The sequence below is a fragment of the Kitasatospora sp. NPDC051702 genome (assembly GCF_040681575.1).
Classification (GTDB): Bacteria; Actinomycetota; Actinomycetes; order Streptomycetales; family Streptomycetaceae; genus Kitasatospora.
On sequence record NZ_JBFAZB010000006.1, the window covers coordinates 78,182 to 95,658 of the forward strand.

Annotated in this window: 14 protein-coding genes; 7 read left to right on the forward strand and 7 right to left on the reverse strand. The window is 74.6% G+C overall.

Features of this window, described 5'->3' with window-relative positions; genetic code table 11:
- Positions 1 to 73: 73 nt before the first annotated feature.
- A complete protein-coding gene (locus AB0N04_RS07890) occupies positions 74 to 1,582 on the reverse strand; it encodes an alpha/beta hydrolase (protein WP_360205625.1) in 1,509 nt (502 codons plus the stop codon).
- Between the two features lie 94 nt (positions 1,583 to 1,676).
- Between AB0N04_RS07890 and AB0N04_RS07895 the strand changes: the two genes are divergently transcribed.
- On the forward strand, positions 1,677 to 2,684 hold the full coding sequence (locus AB0N04_RS07895; RefSeq protein ID WP_360205627.1) for a MerR family transcriptional regulator: 1,008 nt from the start codon (positions 1,677 to 1,679) through the stop codon (positions 2,682 to 2,684).
- A 33-nt stretch (positions 2,685 to 2,717) separates the two neighbouring features.
- Here AB0N04_RS07895 and AB0N04_RS07900 read toward each other — a convergent pair whose 3' ends face one another.
- Positions 2,718 to 4,241: an MFS transporter gene (locus tag AB0N04_RS07900; protein ID WP_360205629.1), complete on the reverse strand. Its 1,524-nt coding sequence runs from the start codon at positions 4,239 to 4,241 to the stop codon at positions 2,718 to 2,720.
- A gap of 222 nt (positions 4,242 to 4,463) precedes the next feature.
- Between AB0N04_RS07900 and AB0N04_RS07905 the strand changes: the two genes are divergently transcribed.
- Positions 4,464 to 5,216 (forward strand): TetR/AcrR family transcriptional regulator C-terminal domain-containing protein, encoded by a 753-nt coding sequence (locus AB0N04_RS07905; protein ID WP_360205632.1) that lies wholly within the window; start codon positions 4,464 to 4,466, stop codon positions 5,214 to 5,216.
- A gap of 79 nt (positions 5,217 to 5,295) precedes the next feature.
- On the opposite strand, the gene AB0N04_RS07910 is transcribed toward AB0N04_RS07905, so the two are convergent.
- Together AB0N04_RS07910 and AB0N04_RS07915 are read right to left on the reverse strand one after the other, a co-directional pair.
- On the reverse strand, positions 5,296 to 6,093 hold the full coding sequence (locus AB0N04_RS07910) for a VOC family protein (RefSeq protein WP_360205634.1): 798 nt from the start codon (positions 6,091 to 6,093) through the stop codon (positions 5,296 to 5,298).
- Between the two features lie 139 nt (positions 6,094 to 6,232).
- Positions 6,233 to 8,713 carry a terpene synthase family protein gene (locus AB0N04_RS07915; protein WP_360205636.1) on the reverse strand — a complete coding sequence of 827 codons (2,481 nt, stop codon included), beginning with the start codon at positions 8,711 to 8,713 and terminating at the stop codon, positions 6,233 to 6,235.
- A gap of 396 nt (positions 8,714 to 9,109) precedes the next feature.
- Here AB0N04_RS07915 and AB0N04_RS07920 point away from each other — a divergent pair, with 396 nt between their 5' ends.
- Positions 9,110 to 9,751 (forward strand): HhH-GPD-type base excision DNA repair protein, encoded by a 642-nt coding sequence (locus tag AB0N04_RS07920; protein WP_360205638.1) that lies wholly within the window; start codon positions 9,110 to 9,112, stop codon positions 9,749 to 9,751.
- Positions 9,752 to 9,905: 154 nt separating this feature from the next.
- Here the strand turns inward: AB0N04_RS07920 and AB0N04_RS07925 are convergent, their stop codons facing one another.
- Positions 9,906 to 11,408, reverse strand: a complete 1,503-nt coding sequence (locus tag AB0N04_RS07925; RefSeq protein ID WP_360205640.1) for an MFS transporter — start codon at positions 11,406 to 11,408, stop codon at positions 9,906 to 9,908.
- A 95-nt stretch (positions 11,409 to 11,503) separates the two neighbouring features.
- Here AB0N04_RS07925 and AB0N04_RS07930 point away from each other — a divergent pair, with 95 nt between their 5' ends.
- Entirely contained in the window at positions 11,504 to 12,469 is a 966-nt protein-coding gene (locus tag AB0N04_RS07930; RefSeq protein ID WP_360205643.1) for a YafY family protein, read from the forward strand.
- A 46-nt stretch (positions 12,470 to 12,515) separates the two neighbouring features.
- Here the strand turns inward: AB0N04_RS07930 and AB0N04_RS07935 are convergent, their stop codons facing one another.
- The gene (locus AB0N04_RS07935; RefSeq protein WP_360205645.1) at positions 12,516 to 13,034 is read right to left on the reverse strand and encodes a YbhB/YbcL family Raf kinase inhibitor-like protein; all 519 of its coding nucleotides are present in this window, start codon (positions 13,032 to 13,034) and stop codon (positions 12,516 to 12,518) included.
- 207 nt (positions 13,035 to 13,241) lie between these two features.
- Between AB0N04_RS07935 and AB0N04_RS07940 the strand changes: the two genes are divergently transcribed.
- Entirely contained in the window at positions 13,242 to 14,405 is a 1,164-nt protein-coding gene (locus AB0N04_RS07940; RefSeq protein ID WP_360205648.1) for a hypothetical protein, read from the forward strand.
- 22 nt (positions 14,406 to 14,427) lie between these two features.
- On the opposite strand, the gene AB0N04_RS07945 is transcribed toward AB0N04_RS07940, so the two are convergent.
- Positions 14,428 to 16,014 (reverse strand): helicase HerA-like domain-containing protein, encoded by a 1,587-nt coding sequence (locus AB0N04_RS07945; protein WP_360205652.1) that lies wholly within the window; start codon positions 16,012 to 16,014, stop codon positions 14,428 to 14,430.
- 169 nt (positions 16,015 to 16,183) lie between these two features.
- Between AB0N04_RS07945 and AB0N04_RS07950 the strand changes: the two genes are divergently transcribed.
- Positions 16,184 to 16,480, forward strand: a complete 297-nt coding sequence (locus AB0N04_RS07950) for a type II toxin-antitoxin system VapB family antitoxin (RefSeq protein ID WP_030061387.1) — start codon at positions 16,184 to 16,186, stop codon at positions 16,478 to 16,480.
- A 251-nt stretch (positions 16,481 to 16,731) separates the two neighbouring features.
- A complete protein-coding gene (locus AB0N04_RS07955; RefSeq protein WP_360205977.1) occupies positions 16,732 to 17,406 on the forward strand; it encodes a LytR C-terminal domain-containing protein in 675 nt (224 codons plus the stop codon).
- Positions 17,407 to 17,477 lie beyond the last annotated feature (71 nt).

A 17,477-nucleotide genomic window follows, 5' to 3' on the forward strand; every position in this document is an offset into this window, starting at 1 on the left:
CCGGGCGTGGACGGAACCCGAGCGGCTCCGCCCCCGCCCGGAGCCGCCCCGGCGGGATCGGCCCCCCGCGGGATCAGGCCCGCAGGTGGCCGATGACGGATCCGGCCGCCGTGACCAGCGCGTCCCTGACCTCGTCGATGTGGTCCGTGACCTCGAAGCCGTGCTGCCCGTGCGGGACGTCGATCAGCTGCAGGTCGACCTTCGCGTCCTGCGCCGCCGCGACGAAGCGCTCGACGGTCGCCGCGATGGCCTCGCCCTCCAGTCCGGCCCGGGTGAGCACGACGGGCAGCCGGCCGGCGCCCGCGACCGCCTCGGCCGGGCGGAAGCGCCGGTCGACGGCCTCCCAGCCGGGCAGCGGCGCCAGCACCGGGTAGTTGGCGGCCAGGCAGCGCAGCCAGGCGGGCGGCGCGGCGAGCCAGTCGGTGGTGAGCAGACCTCCGCCGGAGAAGAACCAGAGGGCGATCCGGTCGCCGTCGACCCGGGGGTCGGCGCGCAGCGCGTCGACGGCGGCGGCGATCTCCGCGGCGGCCTGCGGGTATCCGAGGAGGTCGTGCAGCCCGTGGCCGACGACGGCCCCGACGACGCCGAGGCTCGCCGCCCAGCGGCCGTAGCCGGTGTAGATCGGCCAGTCCTGCGGCCGCTCGTCGGCGGGGACGGGGCCGCCGTGGACGAACAGGACGGCGGGCTGCGGCCCGTCGGCCCGCGGCAGGTAGAGGTCGAGGTTGCCGATGCGCTCGCGCGGGCAGTCCGGCAGCGGGTGCTCGGGGGTGTCGAGGACGTGCGGGCGGTGGAAGGCGGGCGTCCCGTCGGTGTCGGGCGGGCTGATCCGGTGGCCCTCGCCGGCGGCGGCCCGCAGCAGCACGTCGGCGAGGTCGTCGGCGCGGGAGAGCATCGGCCAGTGGCCGGTGTCCAGGTCGAAGAAGGTCACCCGGGGGTCGGCGAGCGGGCGGAACTGCGGCATGCCGGTCGCGACCATGGCCTCGACGGTGGCGGTGCTGATGCCGCCCGCGGTGCCGAAGACGCCGGTGGTCGGTACGGCGGCGACGGCGCCGGTGAGCCGCAGCGGTTCGGTGAGGGTGGCCACCGGCTGGCCGGCGGCGTGCGCGGTGAGCCGGTCGAGGTCCTGGTCGGTGAGGCCGGCCGGGCTGCCCCAGCGGTGCCAGTCACCGCGCCCGGGGGCCGGGAGCAGCCCGTCGGCGGGGATGTCGGCCGGGTCGAGCAGCAGTTCGCGGGCGGCCTGGTCGGGGACCAGCTGGACGGCCCGGTCGCCGTCCGTGGGCAGGCCCGCGTCGAGGTAGACGATCCGGGCGATCCGGTCGGCGCGGAGGTCGGCGGCGCCGAGCACCGGGTGGATGCCGTAGTCGTGGCCGACCAGGACGAGCTCGGGGTCGGCGACGGCGTCGATCAGGCCGAGCACGTCCGCGACGTGGGAGTCCAGGGAGGCGTGCGGTGCGGGCCGCTCCCCCAGCCCGGTGAGCGTGGCCGCGTGGACCTCGGCTCCGGCCGCCCGCAGCCGGTCGGCCACCGCCCCCCAGATCCAGCCTCCGGTGAAGTGGCCCGGTACCAGTACGAACGCGGTCATGGTCGACTCCTCGCGGTCAGTGCCTCCGGGGCGGCCGACCGGCCGTCCGGGTTCGCCGGTACCGTAGGAACTCCCCCTGAGGGAGGTTCAAGTCGTGTCACCAGCAGAGTTCTGGAGCATCGGTGAGCTCGCCGAGCACGCGGGCGTCACCGTCAAGACCGTGCGCTTCTACTCCGACCGCGGCCTGCTCCCGGAGGCCGGCCGCAGTTCGGGCGGCCACCGCAGGTACGGGCCGGAGGCGCTGGAACGGCTGCGGCTGATCCGTTCGCTGCGCACGCTGGACCTGCCCGTCCCGGAGGTCGGCCGGCTGCTGGAGCAGGACGAGGTGCTGGGGGACGCCCTGGAGGACGCGGTGGCCCGGCAGCTGCGCGAGCTGGGTTCGCAGCTGACCGCGCTGCGCTGGCGGGAGGCTGCGCTGCGGCTGCTGCACGACTGCCCGCCGGAGGAGCGCGCCGACCGGTTGGCGCTGATCGGCGGGCTGAGCACGCCGCCCGACACGACCGCGCTGGCGCGCTTCTGGCGCCGGATGCTGCCGCCCCGGATGCCGGCCGGGCTGACCGCGTCGATCCTGGACGCGGCCGTCCCGCAGCCGCCGGCCGACCCGACGCCCGGCCAGGTGCTGGCCTTCGCCCGGCTGCACGCGCTCTCCCTCGGGGGCTGCTCGGGCCGGGGCCACGGCCCGAACGAGAAGGCCAGGACGAACCGGGACCACCGGCCGACGGTGCTCTACCAGGGCCTCGAGGGGGCGTACGCGCTGGCCTCGGCCGAGCTGTCGGCCGGGCGGGCGCCGCACCGGGGCGAGGCGCTGGACGGCTTCGTCGACGCCCACGCCGCCTCCTGGAGCACCCGGGACACCCCGGCCTTCCGCACCCGGCTCAGCGCGCTGCTGACCATCACCGACGATCCGGTCATCGGCCGCTACTGGGAGCTGGCGGGCGAGCTGACCGGGCCCGGCGAGACCACGCTCGGCGCGGCCCACACCTGGCTGCGCACGGCGCTGGACGAGCAGCTGACCAGCGAGGGGCCGACCGCCCCGGAGTCCTGGATGCCGTTGCCGCCCGCCCTGGTCGCCGCGACCGCGGAGGCGGGCCCGGCCGGGTGAACGGGCCCGGCGGGTGAGCCGGGCCCGTCCGCCTCAGCCGACCGGCTCCGCCGCCGAGCCCGCCGCCGGCTCCACCCCGCCCCCGGCGGCCCCGGCCGGCCCGCCCCCGTCCCGCATCAGCACCGGGGTCAGCGCCGCGGCGACCAGGACGGCGGCCCCGCCGACCGTGAAGGTGACCGAGGTCGCGGTGCTGAAGGCGTCGCGGGCGGCCGCGGCCAGCCCGCCGTCCCCGGTGGCGGCGGCTTCGGCGAGCGCTTCGGTGACGGCGCCCCGGGCGGCGTCGGGCGCGCCGGCGGGCATCTCCCGGGTGTAGGAGCTTGACAGGACGGTGCCGAGGACGGCCACGCCGAGTGCGGCGCCGGACTGCTGGACGGTGTCGTTGAGCGCGGAGCCCACGCCGGCGTGCTCGGCGGGGACGGCGCTCATCAACGCGTTGGCCGCGGCCGGCATCCCGAGGCCAGAGCCCGCGCCGAGCACCAGCATGGCGAGCGCGACCTTGGCGAAGCCGTCCCCAACCGAGAGGGTGGCGAGCAGCCCGAACCCGGCCGCGATGACGAGCATGCCGACCGCGGTGGTCACCCTCGGGGCGACCCTGGCGCCGAGTGCGGCGCCGGCGGCGTTGCACGCGAGCGAGGCAACGGCCAGCGGGATGAACGCGAGGCCGGTGTCGGTGGGCGAGAACTCCAGGACGAACTGGAGGTACTGGGTGAGCACCAGCATCAGCCCGCCGCTGGCGAAGGCCAGCAGGACGAGCGAGAAGCTGGCCCCGGTGAAGGCACGGTCGCGGAACAGCGAGAGCGGGACCATCGGCGCGTCGGTGCGGACCTGGCGGAGCGCGAACCCGGCCAGCGCGAGCACCGCGACGGCGAGCGGCCCGAGGGTGCCCGGACTGCCGAGGCCGTCCCGGGGCAGCACGATGATCGACCAGACCAGGGCGGTCATCCCGGTCATCGAGAGCAGCATGCCGGGCAGGTCGGGTCGGCGCACCGGCCCCCTGGACTCGGGCATCAGCAGGACCGCCGCGAGCACGGCGACGGCCGCGACCGGGACGTTGAGCAGGAAGACGGCGCCCCACCAGTAGTGGGCGATCAGCGCACCGCCGAGCACCGGGCCGCCCACCAGCCCGATCATGGCCACCGCGCTCCACGCGGCGATCGCCCGGGGGCGTTCCGCGTCGTCGAAGACGGTGATCAGGATGGACAGGGTGCTCGGCATGACCAGCGCGCCGCCGACACCCATCAGGACGCGTCCGGCGATGAGCTGGCCGGGGCTGTCGGCGACGGCGGCGACCAGCGAGGCGGCGCCGAACAGCGCCAGGCCGATGATCATCACCTTCCGCCGCCCGAACCGGTCGGAGAGGCTGCCGGAGGTGAGCAGCAGGCCGGCGAAGACCAGGATGTAGGAGTCGATGATCCACTGGATGTCCTGCGCCCCGGCGCCCAGGTCCGCCGCGATCTGCGGGACGGACACCGTGAGCACCATGTTGTCGATCACCAGCACCAGACTGCTGAGGCAGAGCACCACCAGGATCAGCCAGCGTCGCGGATGACGGTTCACCGCACCCCCTCCAGAACGTCGGAATCGTCGCGTCGGCCGGTGCCGCGCGGAAGTCGCCGCGGGCACGCCTCCCACCGACCCCCGTCGGAACGGCGCGCGCCGCGCCGCACACTGTACGGTCACCGCACACTGTTCGCAACGCCGTACAGTGTGCGGTCCGGCTTATGCTGAGCGGGACAGGCCGGGCCGAGCAGGCGCGCGCCGAGGAGAGGAGGCCCGACGGTGGCCAGGTCAGAGGACATCCCGTCGCTGTGGACGCGCCCGCAGCGACCGCGCCGGCGCGAGCAGCCGGCCCTCAGCCGCGAACAGATCGTCACCGAAGCCCTCGCGATCCTCGACGGCGACGGCATCGAGGCCCTGAGCATGCGCAAGCTCGGCGCCCGGCTGAACGCCGGCGCCACCTCGATGTACACCCACGTCGCCAACAAGGACGAGCTGCTCGCCCTGGCCGTCGACCAGGTCTTCGGCGAGCTCCCGCTGCCGGACACCGACGCCGGCCCGGCCCCGGCCGACTGGCGCGAGGCCGTCACCGGCTGCGCCGAGGGCGTGCGCGCGGTCATCCTGCGCCACCCGTGGATCGTCTCGGTGCTCGGCGACGTCGGGCTGGTCTACTTCGGCCCCAGCTGGATGCGGCTCTCCGAGACCTTCCTGGCCCTCCTGGAGTCGGCCGGCTTCGAACTCGTCGAGGCCAACGAGGCGATGGGCGCGATCCTCGGCTACACCATCGGCGCGGCCAGCGTGGAGGCCGCCTGGCTGAGCGCGCTGGCCCGGCGCGGCCGCGACGAACAGGAGTGGCTGGACCAGCTGCTGCCCTCCGTCATCGAGGCCACCAAAGGCCACCCGCGGCTGCACCGGCTGTACACCGGCCAGGCGCAGCCCGAGGTCGCCCGCGGGCGGGACGACGGCTTCGCGAGCGGCGTCCGGCTGGTCCTGGACGGCGTCGAGGCGGCCCACCGGGCGCGCCGGTCCGGCTGAGGCGGGGCGGCCGGGCCGGCCCGGGGCACGGAGCGTCGAGCAGGCCGGGCAGGTCGCGCCGGCCGGACCACCGGCCGGATCAGACCTCCACCGTCGGCGGCTGCTCCCCCTCCGTCCGGCCCAGGTCGATGATCCCGAAGGCCGCCCCCTGCTGGTCGCCGACCGCCGCGAACCGGCCGAACGGGCTGTCCATCGGCCCGAAGTGCACCGTGCCGCCGCGCGCCCGCAGCCGCTCGATCGCCGCGTCGGTGTCGTCCACCGCGAAGTAGACGCTCACGTACGAGGGCACCCCGGGCGGCAGGAAGTCGCCCTCCGCCGCCATCCGGCCCAGCACCGGCAGGTCGCCGACCCGGAACATCCGGTAGTCGACCTGTTCGGTGTCCATCTTCCTGACCCCGTACGGGAAGACGGCGGGGAAGAACGCGTCCGCCTTCGCCGGCTCGCGGGTCACCACCTCGGCCCAGCTGTACGCGCCGGGCTCGCCCTGCTTCTCGAAGCCCTGGTGGGAACCGGCCTGCCAGACCCCGAACACCACGCCTCCCGGGTCCCTGGCGATCACCATGGTGCCGAAGTCGCCGACCTGCATCGGGCCCATCACCAGCTCCCCGCCGTTGGCGCCGATCCGCTGCGCGGTGGCCGCGGCGTCGGGCGAGGCGAGGTACAGGCACCAGGCGGACTGCGCCTGCTGCCCGGGCATCGGCGGCACGATCGCGGCGACCGCCTTGCCGTCCGAGTACGCCTGCGTGTAGTTGCCGTACTCCGACGCGCTCTCGCCGAAGGTCCAGCCCAGCACGTCGCCGTAGAACGCCTTGGCGCCCTCCAGGTCGGTGAACATCGCGTCGGCCCAGCAGGGGGCGCCCTCGGGGAATCCGGCCATCGTTCCAGCCCTCTCACGCGGAGACGTGCGCCCGCGGCGTGCGGCGCACCGGCCCCCCACCGGGCCACCCTAGCCAGAAGGCGGAGCACCCGCGCGGGATCGTCCGCGCGGGTGCCCCGCCCTGCCCGGTCGGCCCGGGTCAGCCCAGGGCCGTCACCCCGGCGGCCGGCGGCGGCCGCAGCCCGGCCGTCCCGAGGCCGGTCGGCCCGAGCGGCAGGGCCGCGGTCACCGCCGCCGCGGCCGGCTCCGGGGCAGCCGGGGTGGCCGGGACGGCCGGAGCCGCGGCAGCCGACCGCGCCGCCGGGGCGGCGGGCACCCGGGCCGGAGTCGCCCGGACGCGCTCCCCGCCGAAGTGCCGCTGCAGGTCCTCCTCCCCGTACCGGTGGCAGTCCCGGTGCCAGACCAGGATCCCCGCGAGCCAGTTCTCCAGCTCCACCACGTACCCGTCCAGCGCCCGGCGCGCCTCCGCGGAGAGGTCCAGGTCCTCGTACAGGACGGGGAGTTCCTTCGCCACGACGTGCTGGAACTGGTCCAGCCTGGAGTGCATCAGGTCCCCGACGATGCGCACCGCCGACGGGTAGTCGCAGCCGAAGAAGTTCTGCACCACCAGCACGGCGTTGTGCAGCTCGCCCTCGTACTCGATCTCCTTCTGGTACGAGAAGAGGTCGTTCATCATGCACGCGTAGTCCGCGGCCGAGCCCTCCAGGGAGCGCATCGAGCCGTGCGCGTGCACCTCGGGCGGCACGGCCTGCTCCCGGGCGAGGCGGGAGAGGCTCATGGTGAGGTCCGACCCGAAGGTGGCCCGGCGCATCTCCAGGTAGTCGACCGGGTCCGGGATCCGGTTCTGCACCTGGTTGTTCAGCTCCCAGATCCAGCTGGCGGTCATGGACTCGACGGCGGTGCGGAAGGTGCGCCGGGCCTCGGCGGTCATCGGCCCGGCGGTGCGCCGCCAGAGGTCGGCGAGGCCGCGTTCCAGGGCGTTGGCCGGCTCGGGGGCCGGTCCGCCGTTGACCGGCATGAACAGCGAGAGCCGTTCGGTGGCGTGCTTGGCGCCGGCGAGGTCGCGGGTGCGGCCGAAGACCGCCGGGTAGTAGTCGTCGGCCCAGGTGCCCCAACTCAACCAGTCGCTGGTGAGGGCGAGTTGTTCGGCCGTCGCGTCGGGGTGGATGCCGGCGGAGCAGAGCGGCAGGTCGTAGTCCCGCATGGACGCGGCGTCCCAGACTCCCGATCCGGGGATGCCCGGGTCCGCCTCCAGCATGCCCATCCGCTCCGCCCAGGCGACGGCGCGTTCCCGGTCGGCCTCCAGGTGCGGGCTCGGCGTGACGCTGAACGGCAGGTCGAACTCCGGCAGTCGGGACGGCCCGACGGTCCGGAACGGCACGTGGCTGTGCGACCGCGCCCGCCGCACCGCCGGCGCGACCCCGCCCGGGCCGGCCGCGCCGGCCGCCTGGCCGACGGAGGGGGCGCCGACCCCGCCGGCCGACGCCCCGCTGCGCAGGATGTCCAGCGCCGCGGTGCCGATGCCGCCGATCCGGAACGGGTCCCACCACTCGCCACCGGGCACCGTGCCCGGCAGCGCGCCACCGGTGCCCGGCGCCACCCCGGCGCTCCCCGAACCGGCCGCCGCACCACCGCCGTTCATGTACCGGCTGGAGCGCATGTGCCACTCGTGGCCACCGGACTGCCAGTCCTGCAGCCCCTTGACGTAGGCCATCACCCGGGCGCGTTCCTCTGCGCCGAGTCCCTTCTCGGCGAACAGCAACGGCAGTTCGGTGAACACGGTGTTCTCGAACTGCTGGAGCCGCGAGGTGAGCAGGTCGTTGACCGCCTCGGCGGCCTCCTGGGTGGAGCAGTCCAGGAACCGCTCCAGCACCAGGATGCCGTTGCTGAGCTCGCCCTCGTCCTCCACCTCCCGCTGGTAGGAGAAGATGTCGTTGCGCAGGTGCACGCCGTCGGAGAAGGCGTCCATCAGCACCCGGAGCGCGCGCGAGCCCGAAACCTCCTTCGGTACCTCGGCGTTGGCCGCGTACTCGACGAGCTGGGCGGACCACGGGGCGCCGCCGACCTTGCGGCGCATCTCGATGTACTCGACGGGGTTGGCGATCCGGCCGGCGTCGATGTTGGCGAGTTCCCAGAGCGACTCGTCGAGCAGGTTGCGGGTGCTCCGCGCGAAGCGGATCCGCCAGTCCTCGCCCATCGCCGGCACCGTGCGCCGCCAGAGGTCGGCCAGGCCGGCCTCGACCGGGTTCTCCGGCTCGGGCACCGGGGCCGCCGGGTCGGCCGGCATGAACAGCGGCAGCCGGTCGAGGTGCGCCTTGCCGGCCGCGCGGTCGTTGGTGCGCTTGTACATGTCGAGGAAGTGGTCGTCGAAGAAGAAGACCCACACGTACCAGTCGGTGACCAGCGAGAGCGCCTCGGCGGAGGCGTCGGGGTGGGTGTAGGCGCAGAGCAGGCCGTAGTCGTGGGCGTCCAGGTCGGCCTGGTCCCAGATCCCGGACCCTTCCAACATGCCCATCTCGCGGGCCCATTCGGTGGAGTGGGCCCGCGCTCCGTCCAGATGGGGGTTGAGGCGCGCCGGGTGCGGCACGTAGAAGGACGGCAGTTCGAACGGCTGGGTCACGGCGGGCGAGCCTTTCTGGACGCGTCGTTTGGACCAAGAATGACCCGCGGACGAGCCCGCGCACCGTCGCAACGGAAACAGTCATATGAGATGACCCACGGGCGGCCGAGCGCGGGCCGCGCCCCGAGCGCCGCCCGCACCACCGCCCCCCTCCGCCGGGCGCCCCCTCCCCCAACTCCCCACCACCACTGGACTGCGGGCAAAAAATGTCCCGCGAATTCCCCCGACCGCCGGAACCCGTGACCCCAACAACCGCTCCGCCAACGAACAAACCAGTCACGGCAAGGCCGGCAACTCCACGACTTCCCACGCTACGGGCGTGTTGACCGCCTCCCCTCCCGGCCCGTCCACCAGACTGGGCGCCGACCCGACGTCAACTCCGAGGAGGGCAAGCCCATGAACGTCACCGTCCGGCTCGCACAGCAGCCCGAGGCCGACGAACTGCTCGGACGGAGTGCGCTGGCTGCGCTCGTCGGCATGCTGCTGGACCAACAGGTCCCGATGGAATGGGCGTTCACCGGCCCGCTGACCATCGCCCGGCGCCTCGGGCGGGACGACCTGGACGCCCACGAGATCGCCGGGTACAACCCGGAGGAGTTCGTGGCGCTGCTCTCCGCGAAACCCGCCGTGCACCGCTACCCGGCCGCGATGGCCAAACGGGTCCAGCAGCTCTGCCAGTTCCTCGTCGCGCAGTACGACGGCGAGGCCGCCGCGCTGTGGAAGGACGCCCGCACCGGCAAGGAGCTGCTCAGCCGCCTCAACGCGCTGCCCGGCTTCGGCAAGCAGAAGTCGCAGATCTTCCTGGCCCTGCTCGGCAAGCAGTACGGCGTGCAGCCTGAGGGCTGGCGGGAGGCGGCCGGCAGCTACGGCGAGGAGGGCGCGCACCGCTCCGTCGCCGACATCACCGGGCCCGAATCCCTCGACCTGGTACGGGAGTTCAAGCAGGAGATCAAGCGCGCCGCCAAGGAGGCCAAGTCCGCGGCGAAGACCACCACCCGGGCGGCGGCCGCGAGCCCGACCGGGGCCGGCGCGCGCTGACGCCGCCACCGGGTGCACCGGGGCCGGCACCAGGCCCGACCCGGGGCCGGCCCGGCACCGAGGAGTGCACCGCCGTACGGTCCACGACCCTCCCGGCGTGCGGCGGGGCCCCGGTCGCACGGTGCGACCGGGGCCCCGCCGTCCGGGACGGCCCTCAGACCAGGACGGACTCGCGCTCCGCCTCCCCGGCGCCGACCGGACCGGCCGCCGGAGCGGCCGCGGGGACCGCCCTGCGCCGCGGCAGCGCGAACATCAGCACGAACACCACCGCCAGCGCCCCCGCGACCCACCACATCGCGTGCACGAACGCCCCGCCGAACGCGGTGCCCACCGCCTGCGGCGCGACCACGTCGTCCATCGCCCCGAAGAAGGCCACCGAGACCAGCCCGAGCCCGAGCGCGTTGCCCATCTGCTGGACGGTGTTGATCAGCCCGGACGCCGAGCCGGCGTGCTCGCGCGGCACCTCCGCCAGGATCGCGTCGGTGATCGGCGCGACGATCAGGCCCATCCCGAGGCCCATCACCACCAGCGGCAGCGCCATCTGCCAGGGCGCGATCGCCGTCCCGTACCGGTCCGCCTCCCAGATGTAGGTCAGCACGCCCGCCGCCATCACCAGCGCGCCCGCCTGGAGCACCCGGCGCCCGAACCGCGGCACCAGCTTCTGCACGGACAGCCCGGCCGCCGTGGAGACCGCGAGCGAGAACGGGATGCCGGTGGACCCGGCCTTGAGCGGGCTCCAGCCCAGCCCCACCTGCATGTACAGCGTCCAGACCAGGAAGAAGATCCCGCAGACCACGCCGAAGGCCAGCTGCACGCCGATGCCGGCCGCGAAGCTCTTCACCCGGAACAGCGACAGCTCCACCAGCGGCGAGCCGTCCCGCCGCGTCTTGACCCGCTCGTACGCCACGAACAGGGCGAACACCGGCACGCTGCCGGCCATCGACAGGTACCCCCAGAGCGGCCAGTCGGCCTCCCGCCCGTGCGTCAGCGGGTAGATCAGCATCAGCAGGCCGAGGCTCGCCAGCGCGACGCCCACCAGGTCCAGCTTGAGCGCCTGCTCGGCCCGCGACTCGTCGATGAAGCGGCGCCCGAGCAGGAGTCCGGCGACGCCGACCGGCAGGTTGATCAGGAAGATCGGCCGCCAGGCCAGGCCGAGGAGGTCCCACTCGGTGAGCAGCGCGCCGATCAGCGGCCCGGAGACGGCGCCCAGGCCGACCACCGCGCCGAACATGCCGAACACCTTGCCGCGCTCCTCCGCCGGGAAGGTGGCGTGGATGATCGACAGCACCTGCGGCACCATCAGGGCCGCCGTCGCCCCCTGCAGCAGGCGCATCCCGACCAGCATCTCCGGGCCGGTGGCCAGGCCGCACAGCGCGGACGCCAGGGTGAACCCGCCGATCCCGACCAGGAAGAGCCGCTTGCGGCCGTGGATGTCACCCAGCCGGCCGCCGGTGATCAGCCCGATCGCGAAGGCCAGCGCGTAGCCGCCGGTGACCCACTGGACGGCGCTGAAGGAGGCGCCGGTGTCCTGCTGGATGCTGGGGATGGCGATGTTGACGATGGTGACGTCCACCAGGTCCATGAAGGAGGCGACCATCACGATCGCCAGCGCGATCCACCTCCGCCGGTCCGGGTCCGCGCTCTTCGCGGTGTTCATTCGGTACTCCTCGCTCGTCCTGCTCGTCGGCACGTCCGAGACGATACGGCCCATGTAGGTCAGGTCCTGTCCCAGTTCTCCGGCATCCTGGGGGCATGACCGACACCCCGGCACGGCTGCTGAACCTGCTGTCCCTGCTGCAGACCCCGCGCGAGTGGCCGGGCAGCGAGCTGGCCGAGCGGCTCGGCGTCAGCCCCCGGACGATCCGGCGCGACGTCGACCGGCTGCGCGAGCTGGGCTACCCGGTGCAGGCCACCATGGGCGCGGTCGGCGGCTACCGGCTGGTCGCGGGCACGGCGATGCCGCCGCTGCTGCTGGACGACGAGGAGGCGGTCGCCATCGCGGTCGGGCTGCGGGCCGCCGCCGGGCACGCCGTGGTCGGCATCGAGGAGGCCTCGGTGCGGGCCCTGGGCAAGCTGCTCCAGGTGCTGCCGGGCCGGCTGCGGCACCGGGTGGGCACGCTCAACTCCGCGACCGTACCGCTGCTCACCGGTGACGGCCCGACGGTCGATCCGGACGACCTCACCGTGCTCGCCGGCGCCGTCACCAACCGGGAGCGCCTGCGGTTCGCCTACCGCGCCGGCGACGGCGCCGAGACCAGGCGCCACGTCGAGCCGGAGCGGCTGGTCTCGGCCGGGCGCCGCTGGTACCTGGTCGGCTTCGACCTGGACCGCGACGACTGGCGGCTCTTCCGGGTCGACCGGCTCGGCGAGCCGCTCGCCACCGGCGCCCGCTTCACCCCGCGACGGCTCCCGGCCGAGGACGCCGCCGCGTACGTGGCGGCGAAGCTGCGCCGCCCGGCGCCGACCCGGACGCTGGTCGCGACGGTGCACGCCCCTGCGGGCACCGTCCGGCAGCGGTTCAACCAGGACGACGCCGTGATCCAGCCGGTCGACGGGCAGCGCTGCCGGCTGAGCGCCCGCACCGACTCCCCGGAGTGGACGGCGGTGCGGCTGCTGATGCTGGGCTGCGAGTTCGAGGTGCACGAGCCGCCGGAGCTGGTCGCCCACCTGCGCGCGCTCGCCGGCCGCGCCGCGCGGGCGGCGGGCGAGGACCGCTGACCGGCCGCCGCCCGGTGGGCCGGCGGCCGGGTTCGGTACGGCCCGCTCAGACCCCGTACTCGGCGGTGAGCAGCGCCCGGCCCAGGGTGTGGAAGGTGAGGTGGAAGCCGATCTGGGCGGCCGGGGTGTCGGCCGTGACGTCCAGCTTCTCCACGTCCAGGGCGTGCACGGCGAAGACGTAGCGGTGCGGGGCGCCGGGCGGCGGGGCCGCGCCGTCGTACCGGCTGCCGGGGAAGTCGTTGCGGCCGTGGAAGGAGGCCGCGCCGGGCAGGTCGGCGTCCGAGGAGCCGGCACCGCGCGGGAGTCCGGCGGTGTCGGCGGGCAGGCCGAGGGCGAGCCAGTGCCACCAGCCGGAGCCGGTGGGGGCGTCCGGGTCGTAGCAGGTGACGGCGATGCTCCGGGTGCCCTCCGGCAGGCCCGACCAGGCGAGCTGCGGCGAGAGGTTGCCGCCGGCGTGGACGAACTCCCGGTCCAGCGTCCCGCCTTCGGTGACGTCCTCGCTGGTCAGCGGGAAGGACGGCACCTGCGGCAGGAAGTCGTACGGCAGCGGCGGACGGACGCTCATCTGGCGGTCACCTCTCAACGGGCCTGGCACGGCCACGGGCCGGGAGCCCGGGTCGGAACGACACGGCTCACTGTAGTGCGGGCCGCCACCGGGGCGGCCGATCCCCGCCGGTGGGCCGCTGGTCCGCCCGGGTGGCCAGGTATAGACCAATTCCACCCCTGCGGATAGCGTGGTCGGCGCACCCGCCCCCTGCTCCGGAGCCGCACCGTGGAGTCGTCCGTCCTCGCCTTCGCCACCGACCTGCTCGACGAGGGGGCCGACACCTTCTTCGGCAACCTCGCCGACCGCGCCGGGGTCGGCGGCGTCACCCTCGCCTCGGTCTACCACCAGGCCCGGGACGTCTTCCCGCACAACCCGCACCGGGTGATCCGCTACCTGGAGCCGGGCGCGGCCTACTTCCGCCCCGACCCGGCGCACTGGCGCGGCCGCCGCCTCGCGCCCGTCCCGTCCACCGCGATCGGCGACCGCGACCCGTTCGCCGAGGCCGCCGCCGAGGCCCGCCGCCGGGGGATGCGGCTGCACGCCTGGACGGTGTTCTGCCACAACGACCGGCTCGGCTTCGTCCACCCGGACTGCGCCCCGGCCAACGCCTTCGGCGACCGCCACCTCACCGAGCTGTGCCCGGCCCACCCGGAGGTCCGCGCGTACGCGCTGGGCCTGGTCACCGAACTCGCCCGGTACGGCGTCGACGCCGTCCGCGCCGAGTCGCTGCACTTCCACGGGCTGCGCCACGGCTTCCACCACGAGCGCTACTTCGAGGAACTGGGCCCGGTCGCCGAGGCGCTGCTCGGCGTCTGCTTCTGCGAGCACTGCCAGGCGGCCGCCGTCCGCGCGGGCGTCCCCGCCGAGGAGGTGGCGGCAGCCGTCCGCACCGAGCTGCGCCGCCGGCTGGCCGACGAGGGCGCGGCGGCCGAGCCGGGCGCCCTGGACGAGCTCGCCGGCGGCGCGTTCGCCGCCTACGTGGACGCCTCCGCCGCCACCGTCACCGCGCTCGCCGCCGACCTGACCGGGGAGGCCCGGCGCCACGGCATGCGGCTGACCTTCATGGACGGCGCCGGCCCGGGCAGGGGCTGGCTGTCCGGCATCGACCTGCCGGCCCTCGCCGCGGCGGCCGACCGGATCGAGACGCTGGGCTACGCGCGCACCCCGGAGGCCGTCCGCGAGAAGGTCGCCGCCTTCGCCCTGCACGGCGTCCGCCCGCAGGACCTGGCGGTGATCCTGCGCCCGATGGCCGTGGACTGCGACGGCCCGGCCGACCTCGCCGCCAAGATCGCCGTCCTGCGCGAACTGGGCGTCCCGGAGGTCGAGTTCTACCACTACGGCCTGATGCGGCTCTCCTCGCTGGACCGGATCGGCGCCGCCCTGGCCTAGGGCTTGTCGTCCACCGCCACCGCTACCGGCGCCGCCGGGAGGTCCCGAACAGGCTGCGCGAGATCTCCTGCCCGAGCTGCCTCCCCGCCGAGCGCGCGAAGGACTTCACCGTCGGGTTGCTCAGCAGCGAGCCGAGCAGCCCGCCCGCGCCCGCCGGCTCCTCCTGCTCCGCCCGCCGCGCGCGCGGCGCCGGCTCCTGCTCCGCCGGCTCCCGCGGCCCGGGGGCGGGTCCCGGCTCCACCGCCGGCGGGCGGGCCGCCCGCGCCGCCAGCTTCTCGTAGGCCGACTCCCGGTCGACGGCGTCCCGGTAGCGCGCCGTCAGCGGCGAGGCGTCCACGGCGGCCTGCAGCGCACCCGCCTCGATCGGCCCCATCAGCGAGCGCGGCGCCCGCAGCCTGGTCGCCGCGACCGGGGTCGGCGCGCCCTTCTCGGACAGGACGGTCACCACGGCCTCGCCGGTGCCGAGCGAGGTCAGCACCTCGCCGAGGTCGTAGGAGGACCGCGGGAAGGTGGAGACGGTGGCCTTGAGCGCCTTGGCGTCGTCCGGGGTGAAGGCGCGCAGCGCGTGCTGCACCCGGTTGCCCAGCTGGGCGAGCACGTCGGACGGGACGTCGCGCGGCGACTGGGTCACGAAGAAGATCCCCACGGCCTTCGAGCGGATCAGCCGGACGGTCTGGGTGATGGCCTCCAGGAAGGCCTTGGAGGCGCCCTTGAACAGCAGGTGCGCCTCGTCGAAGAAGAAGACCAGCTTGGGCCGGTCGAGGTCGCCGACCTCGGGCAGCTCCTGGTAGAGGTCGGCGAGCAGCCACATCAGGAAGGTGGAGAACAGCCGCGGCCGGTCCTGCACGGCGGGCAGCTCCAGCACCGACACGACGCCGCGACCGTCCGGGGCGGTGCGCAGCAGTTCCGCGGTGTCGAACTCGGGCTCGCCGAAGAACGCCCCGGCGCCCTCGTTCTCCAGCACCGTCAGCCCGCGCAGGATGACCCCGGCGGTGGCCGCCGAGAGGCCGCCGATGGTCCGCAGCTCCTCCTTGCCCCCGGGCGAGGTGAGGAAGGCGATGACGGCGGTGAGGTCCTTGAGGTCGTACAGCTCCAGGCCCTTGGCGTCGGCGTAGTGGAACACCAGGCTGAGCGAGGACTCCTGGGTCTCGTTCAGGTCCAGCACCTTGGCCAGCAGCAGCGGCCCGAAGCTGGTGACGGTGGCCCGGATCGGGATGCCCGCGCCCTGGCCGCCGAGCGAGTAGAACTCGACCGGGCAGCCCTGCGGTGTCCAGTCCTGGCCGACCTCGGCCGCGCGGGCGCCGGTGCGCTCGCTGGGCACCCCGGGCGCGGCGACGCCGGAGACGTCCCCCTTGACGTCGGCGAGGAACACCGGCACGCCCTGCTCGGAGAGCTGTTCGGCGATCAGCTGGAGGGTCTTGGTCTTCCCGGTGCCGGTGGCGCCGGCGACCAGCCCGTGCCGGTTGAGCACGCCGAGCGGGACGCGGACCTGCGCGTCCCGGTGGGCGGTGCCGTCCAGCAGCACCGCGCCGAGGTCGAGGGCGGGCCCGGTGAAGGCGTACCCGTCGGCGATCTCCCGGACGGCCGACGGGGTGGGGGCTGAGGACATCGGGGCACACTCCTGGGAGGGGCGGGGTCCGAACCCGGGGGGATTCCGGGGCGATGTTCGCGACATTTCCCATCAAACAGCCGCAATCACACGCCCGCAGCTCACACCGGAGCGCGTGGCGGCGTCGCGGCTGCTGCGCCATCCGCCGCCCAAACGGTAGGCTTTCCGTGTGATCTTCAAGCGCATCGGCAATGGGCGGCCGTACCCGGATCACGGCCGGACGAGCACCCGACAGTGGGCTGACGTCGCCCCGCGTCCGGTGCGGCTCGACCAGCTGGTGACCACCAAGGGACAACTGGACCTCGAAACCCTGCTGGCCGAGGACTCGACCTTCTACGGGGACCTCTTCGCCCACGTGGTGAAGTGGCACGGCGACCTCTACCTGGAGGACGGCCTGCACCGGGCCGTGCGCGCCGCGCTGCAGCAGCGCCAGGTGCTGCACGCCCGCGTCCTCGAGATGGAGTGACGGACCCTCGTCACGGGCCACCGGACCGCCCCCTCGCCATCCGGCGGAGGGCGGTTCGCGCGTACCCGGGTACCCCCGTTCGGGTGCCGGAGTACTCCAGATGATGATCATTTAGTACCTTCGCAGCCTGTCGGCACTAGGCTGCTGACTACGGCCGCGACCAGGGGATCCGCCCGCACCGGGGGACCACCGGACCGGCCGACCCGTCATCCCGACCCCGCCCCGGCACGAGGGGGAGACAAACCGTGAGCATGTTGACTCCCCAAGGCCTCAAGGGGAAGCAGTACCGCGTCACCGGCAACGCCTACCCGCGGCTCGGCCGGCCCCCGAAGAAGAGCCGCAAGGTGATCGCCGCGCTGGCGGCGCTGGTCGCCCTGGCCCTGATCGGCCTCGGCGGCGTGCAGCTCTACGACATCTTCAGCGGCAAGAACCGCAACGCCTCCGCGCAGGCCTGCGCGACGCCCTCCGGCAAGCCGCTGGCCGCGCCCACCCCGGGCGCCGCACCCGCCGCCTCCGGCACGCCGGCCGCCGCCCAGGGCGACCCGCACGCCATCCCGCAGCCGACCGCGGTCACGGTCAACGTCTACAACGCCACCACCAAGGCCGGGCTGGCCGGGCGGACCGCCGACGAGCTCAAGAAGCGCGGCTTCACCATCGGCAAGGTCGGCAACGCCCCGGCCGAGCTGGACAAGAAGGTGCCCGGGACCGCCCAGGTGATCGCCGGGCCCGCCGGCGCCGGCGCCGCCACCCTGCTCACCTCGCAGATCGCCGGGGCCACCGCCACCGCCGACGCCCGCACCGACGGCAGCGTCGACTTCGTGGTCGGCGACAGCTACAACGCCCTGCTGGACGAGACCCAGGCCGCCGCGGCCCTCGCCCTGGCCACCAAGCCCTCCCCCACCCCGACCGTCACCGGCAGCTGCTGACCCGGCGCCCCACGACAGCGGAGAGCCCCCCGGCACGGTGCCGGGGGGCTCTCGACGTCCAGGGGGGTGGG

Excerpts from the sequence above, each read along its gene's own strand:
- AB0N04_RS07890 (WP_360205625.1), bottom strand. The coding sequence starts at position 1,582 with ATGACCGCGTTCGTACTGGTACCGGGCCACTTCACCGGAGGCTGGATC.
- AB0N04_RS07910 (WP_360205634.1), bottom strand. The coding sequence starts at position 6,093 with ATGGCCGGATTCCCCGAGGGCGCCCCCTGCTGGGCCGACGCGATGTTC.
- AB0N04_RS07920 (WP_360205638.1), top strand. The coding sequence starts at position 9,110 with ATGAACGTCACCGTCCGGCTCGCACAGCAGCCCGAGGCCGACGAACTG.
- AB0N04_RS07925 (WP_360205640.1), bottom strand. The coding sequence starts at position 11,408 with ATGAACACCGCGAAGAGCGCGGACCCGGACCGGCGGAGGTGGATCGCG.
- AB0N04_RS07930 (WP_360205643.1), top strand. The coding sequence starts at position 11,504 with ATGACCGACACCCCGGCACGGCTGCTGAACCTGCTGTCCCTGCTGCAG.
- AB0N04_RS07935 (WP_360205645.1), bottom strand. The coding sequence starts at position 13,034 with ATGAGCGTCCGTCCGCCGCTGCCGTACGACTTCCTGCCGCAGGTGCCG.
- AB0N04_RS07945 (WP_360205652.1), bottom strand. The coding sequence starts at position 16,014 with ATGTCCTCAGCCCCCACCCCGTCGGCCGTCCGGGAGATCGCCGACGGG.
- AB0N04_RS07955 (WP_360205977.1), top strand. The coding sequence starts at position 16,732 with ATGTTGACTCCCCAAGGCCTCAAGGGGAAGCAGTACCGCGTCACCGGC.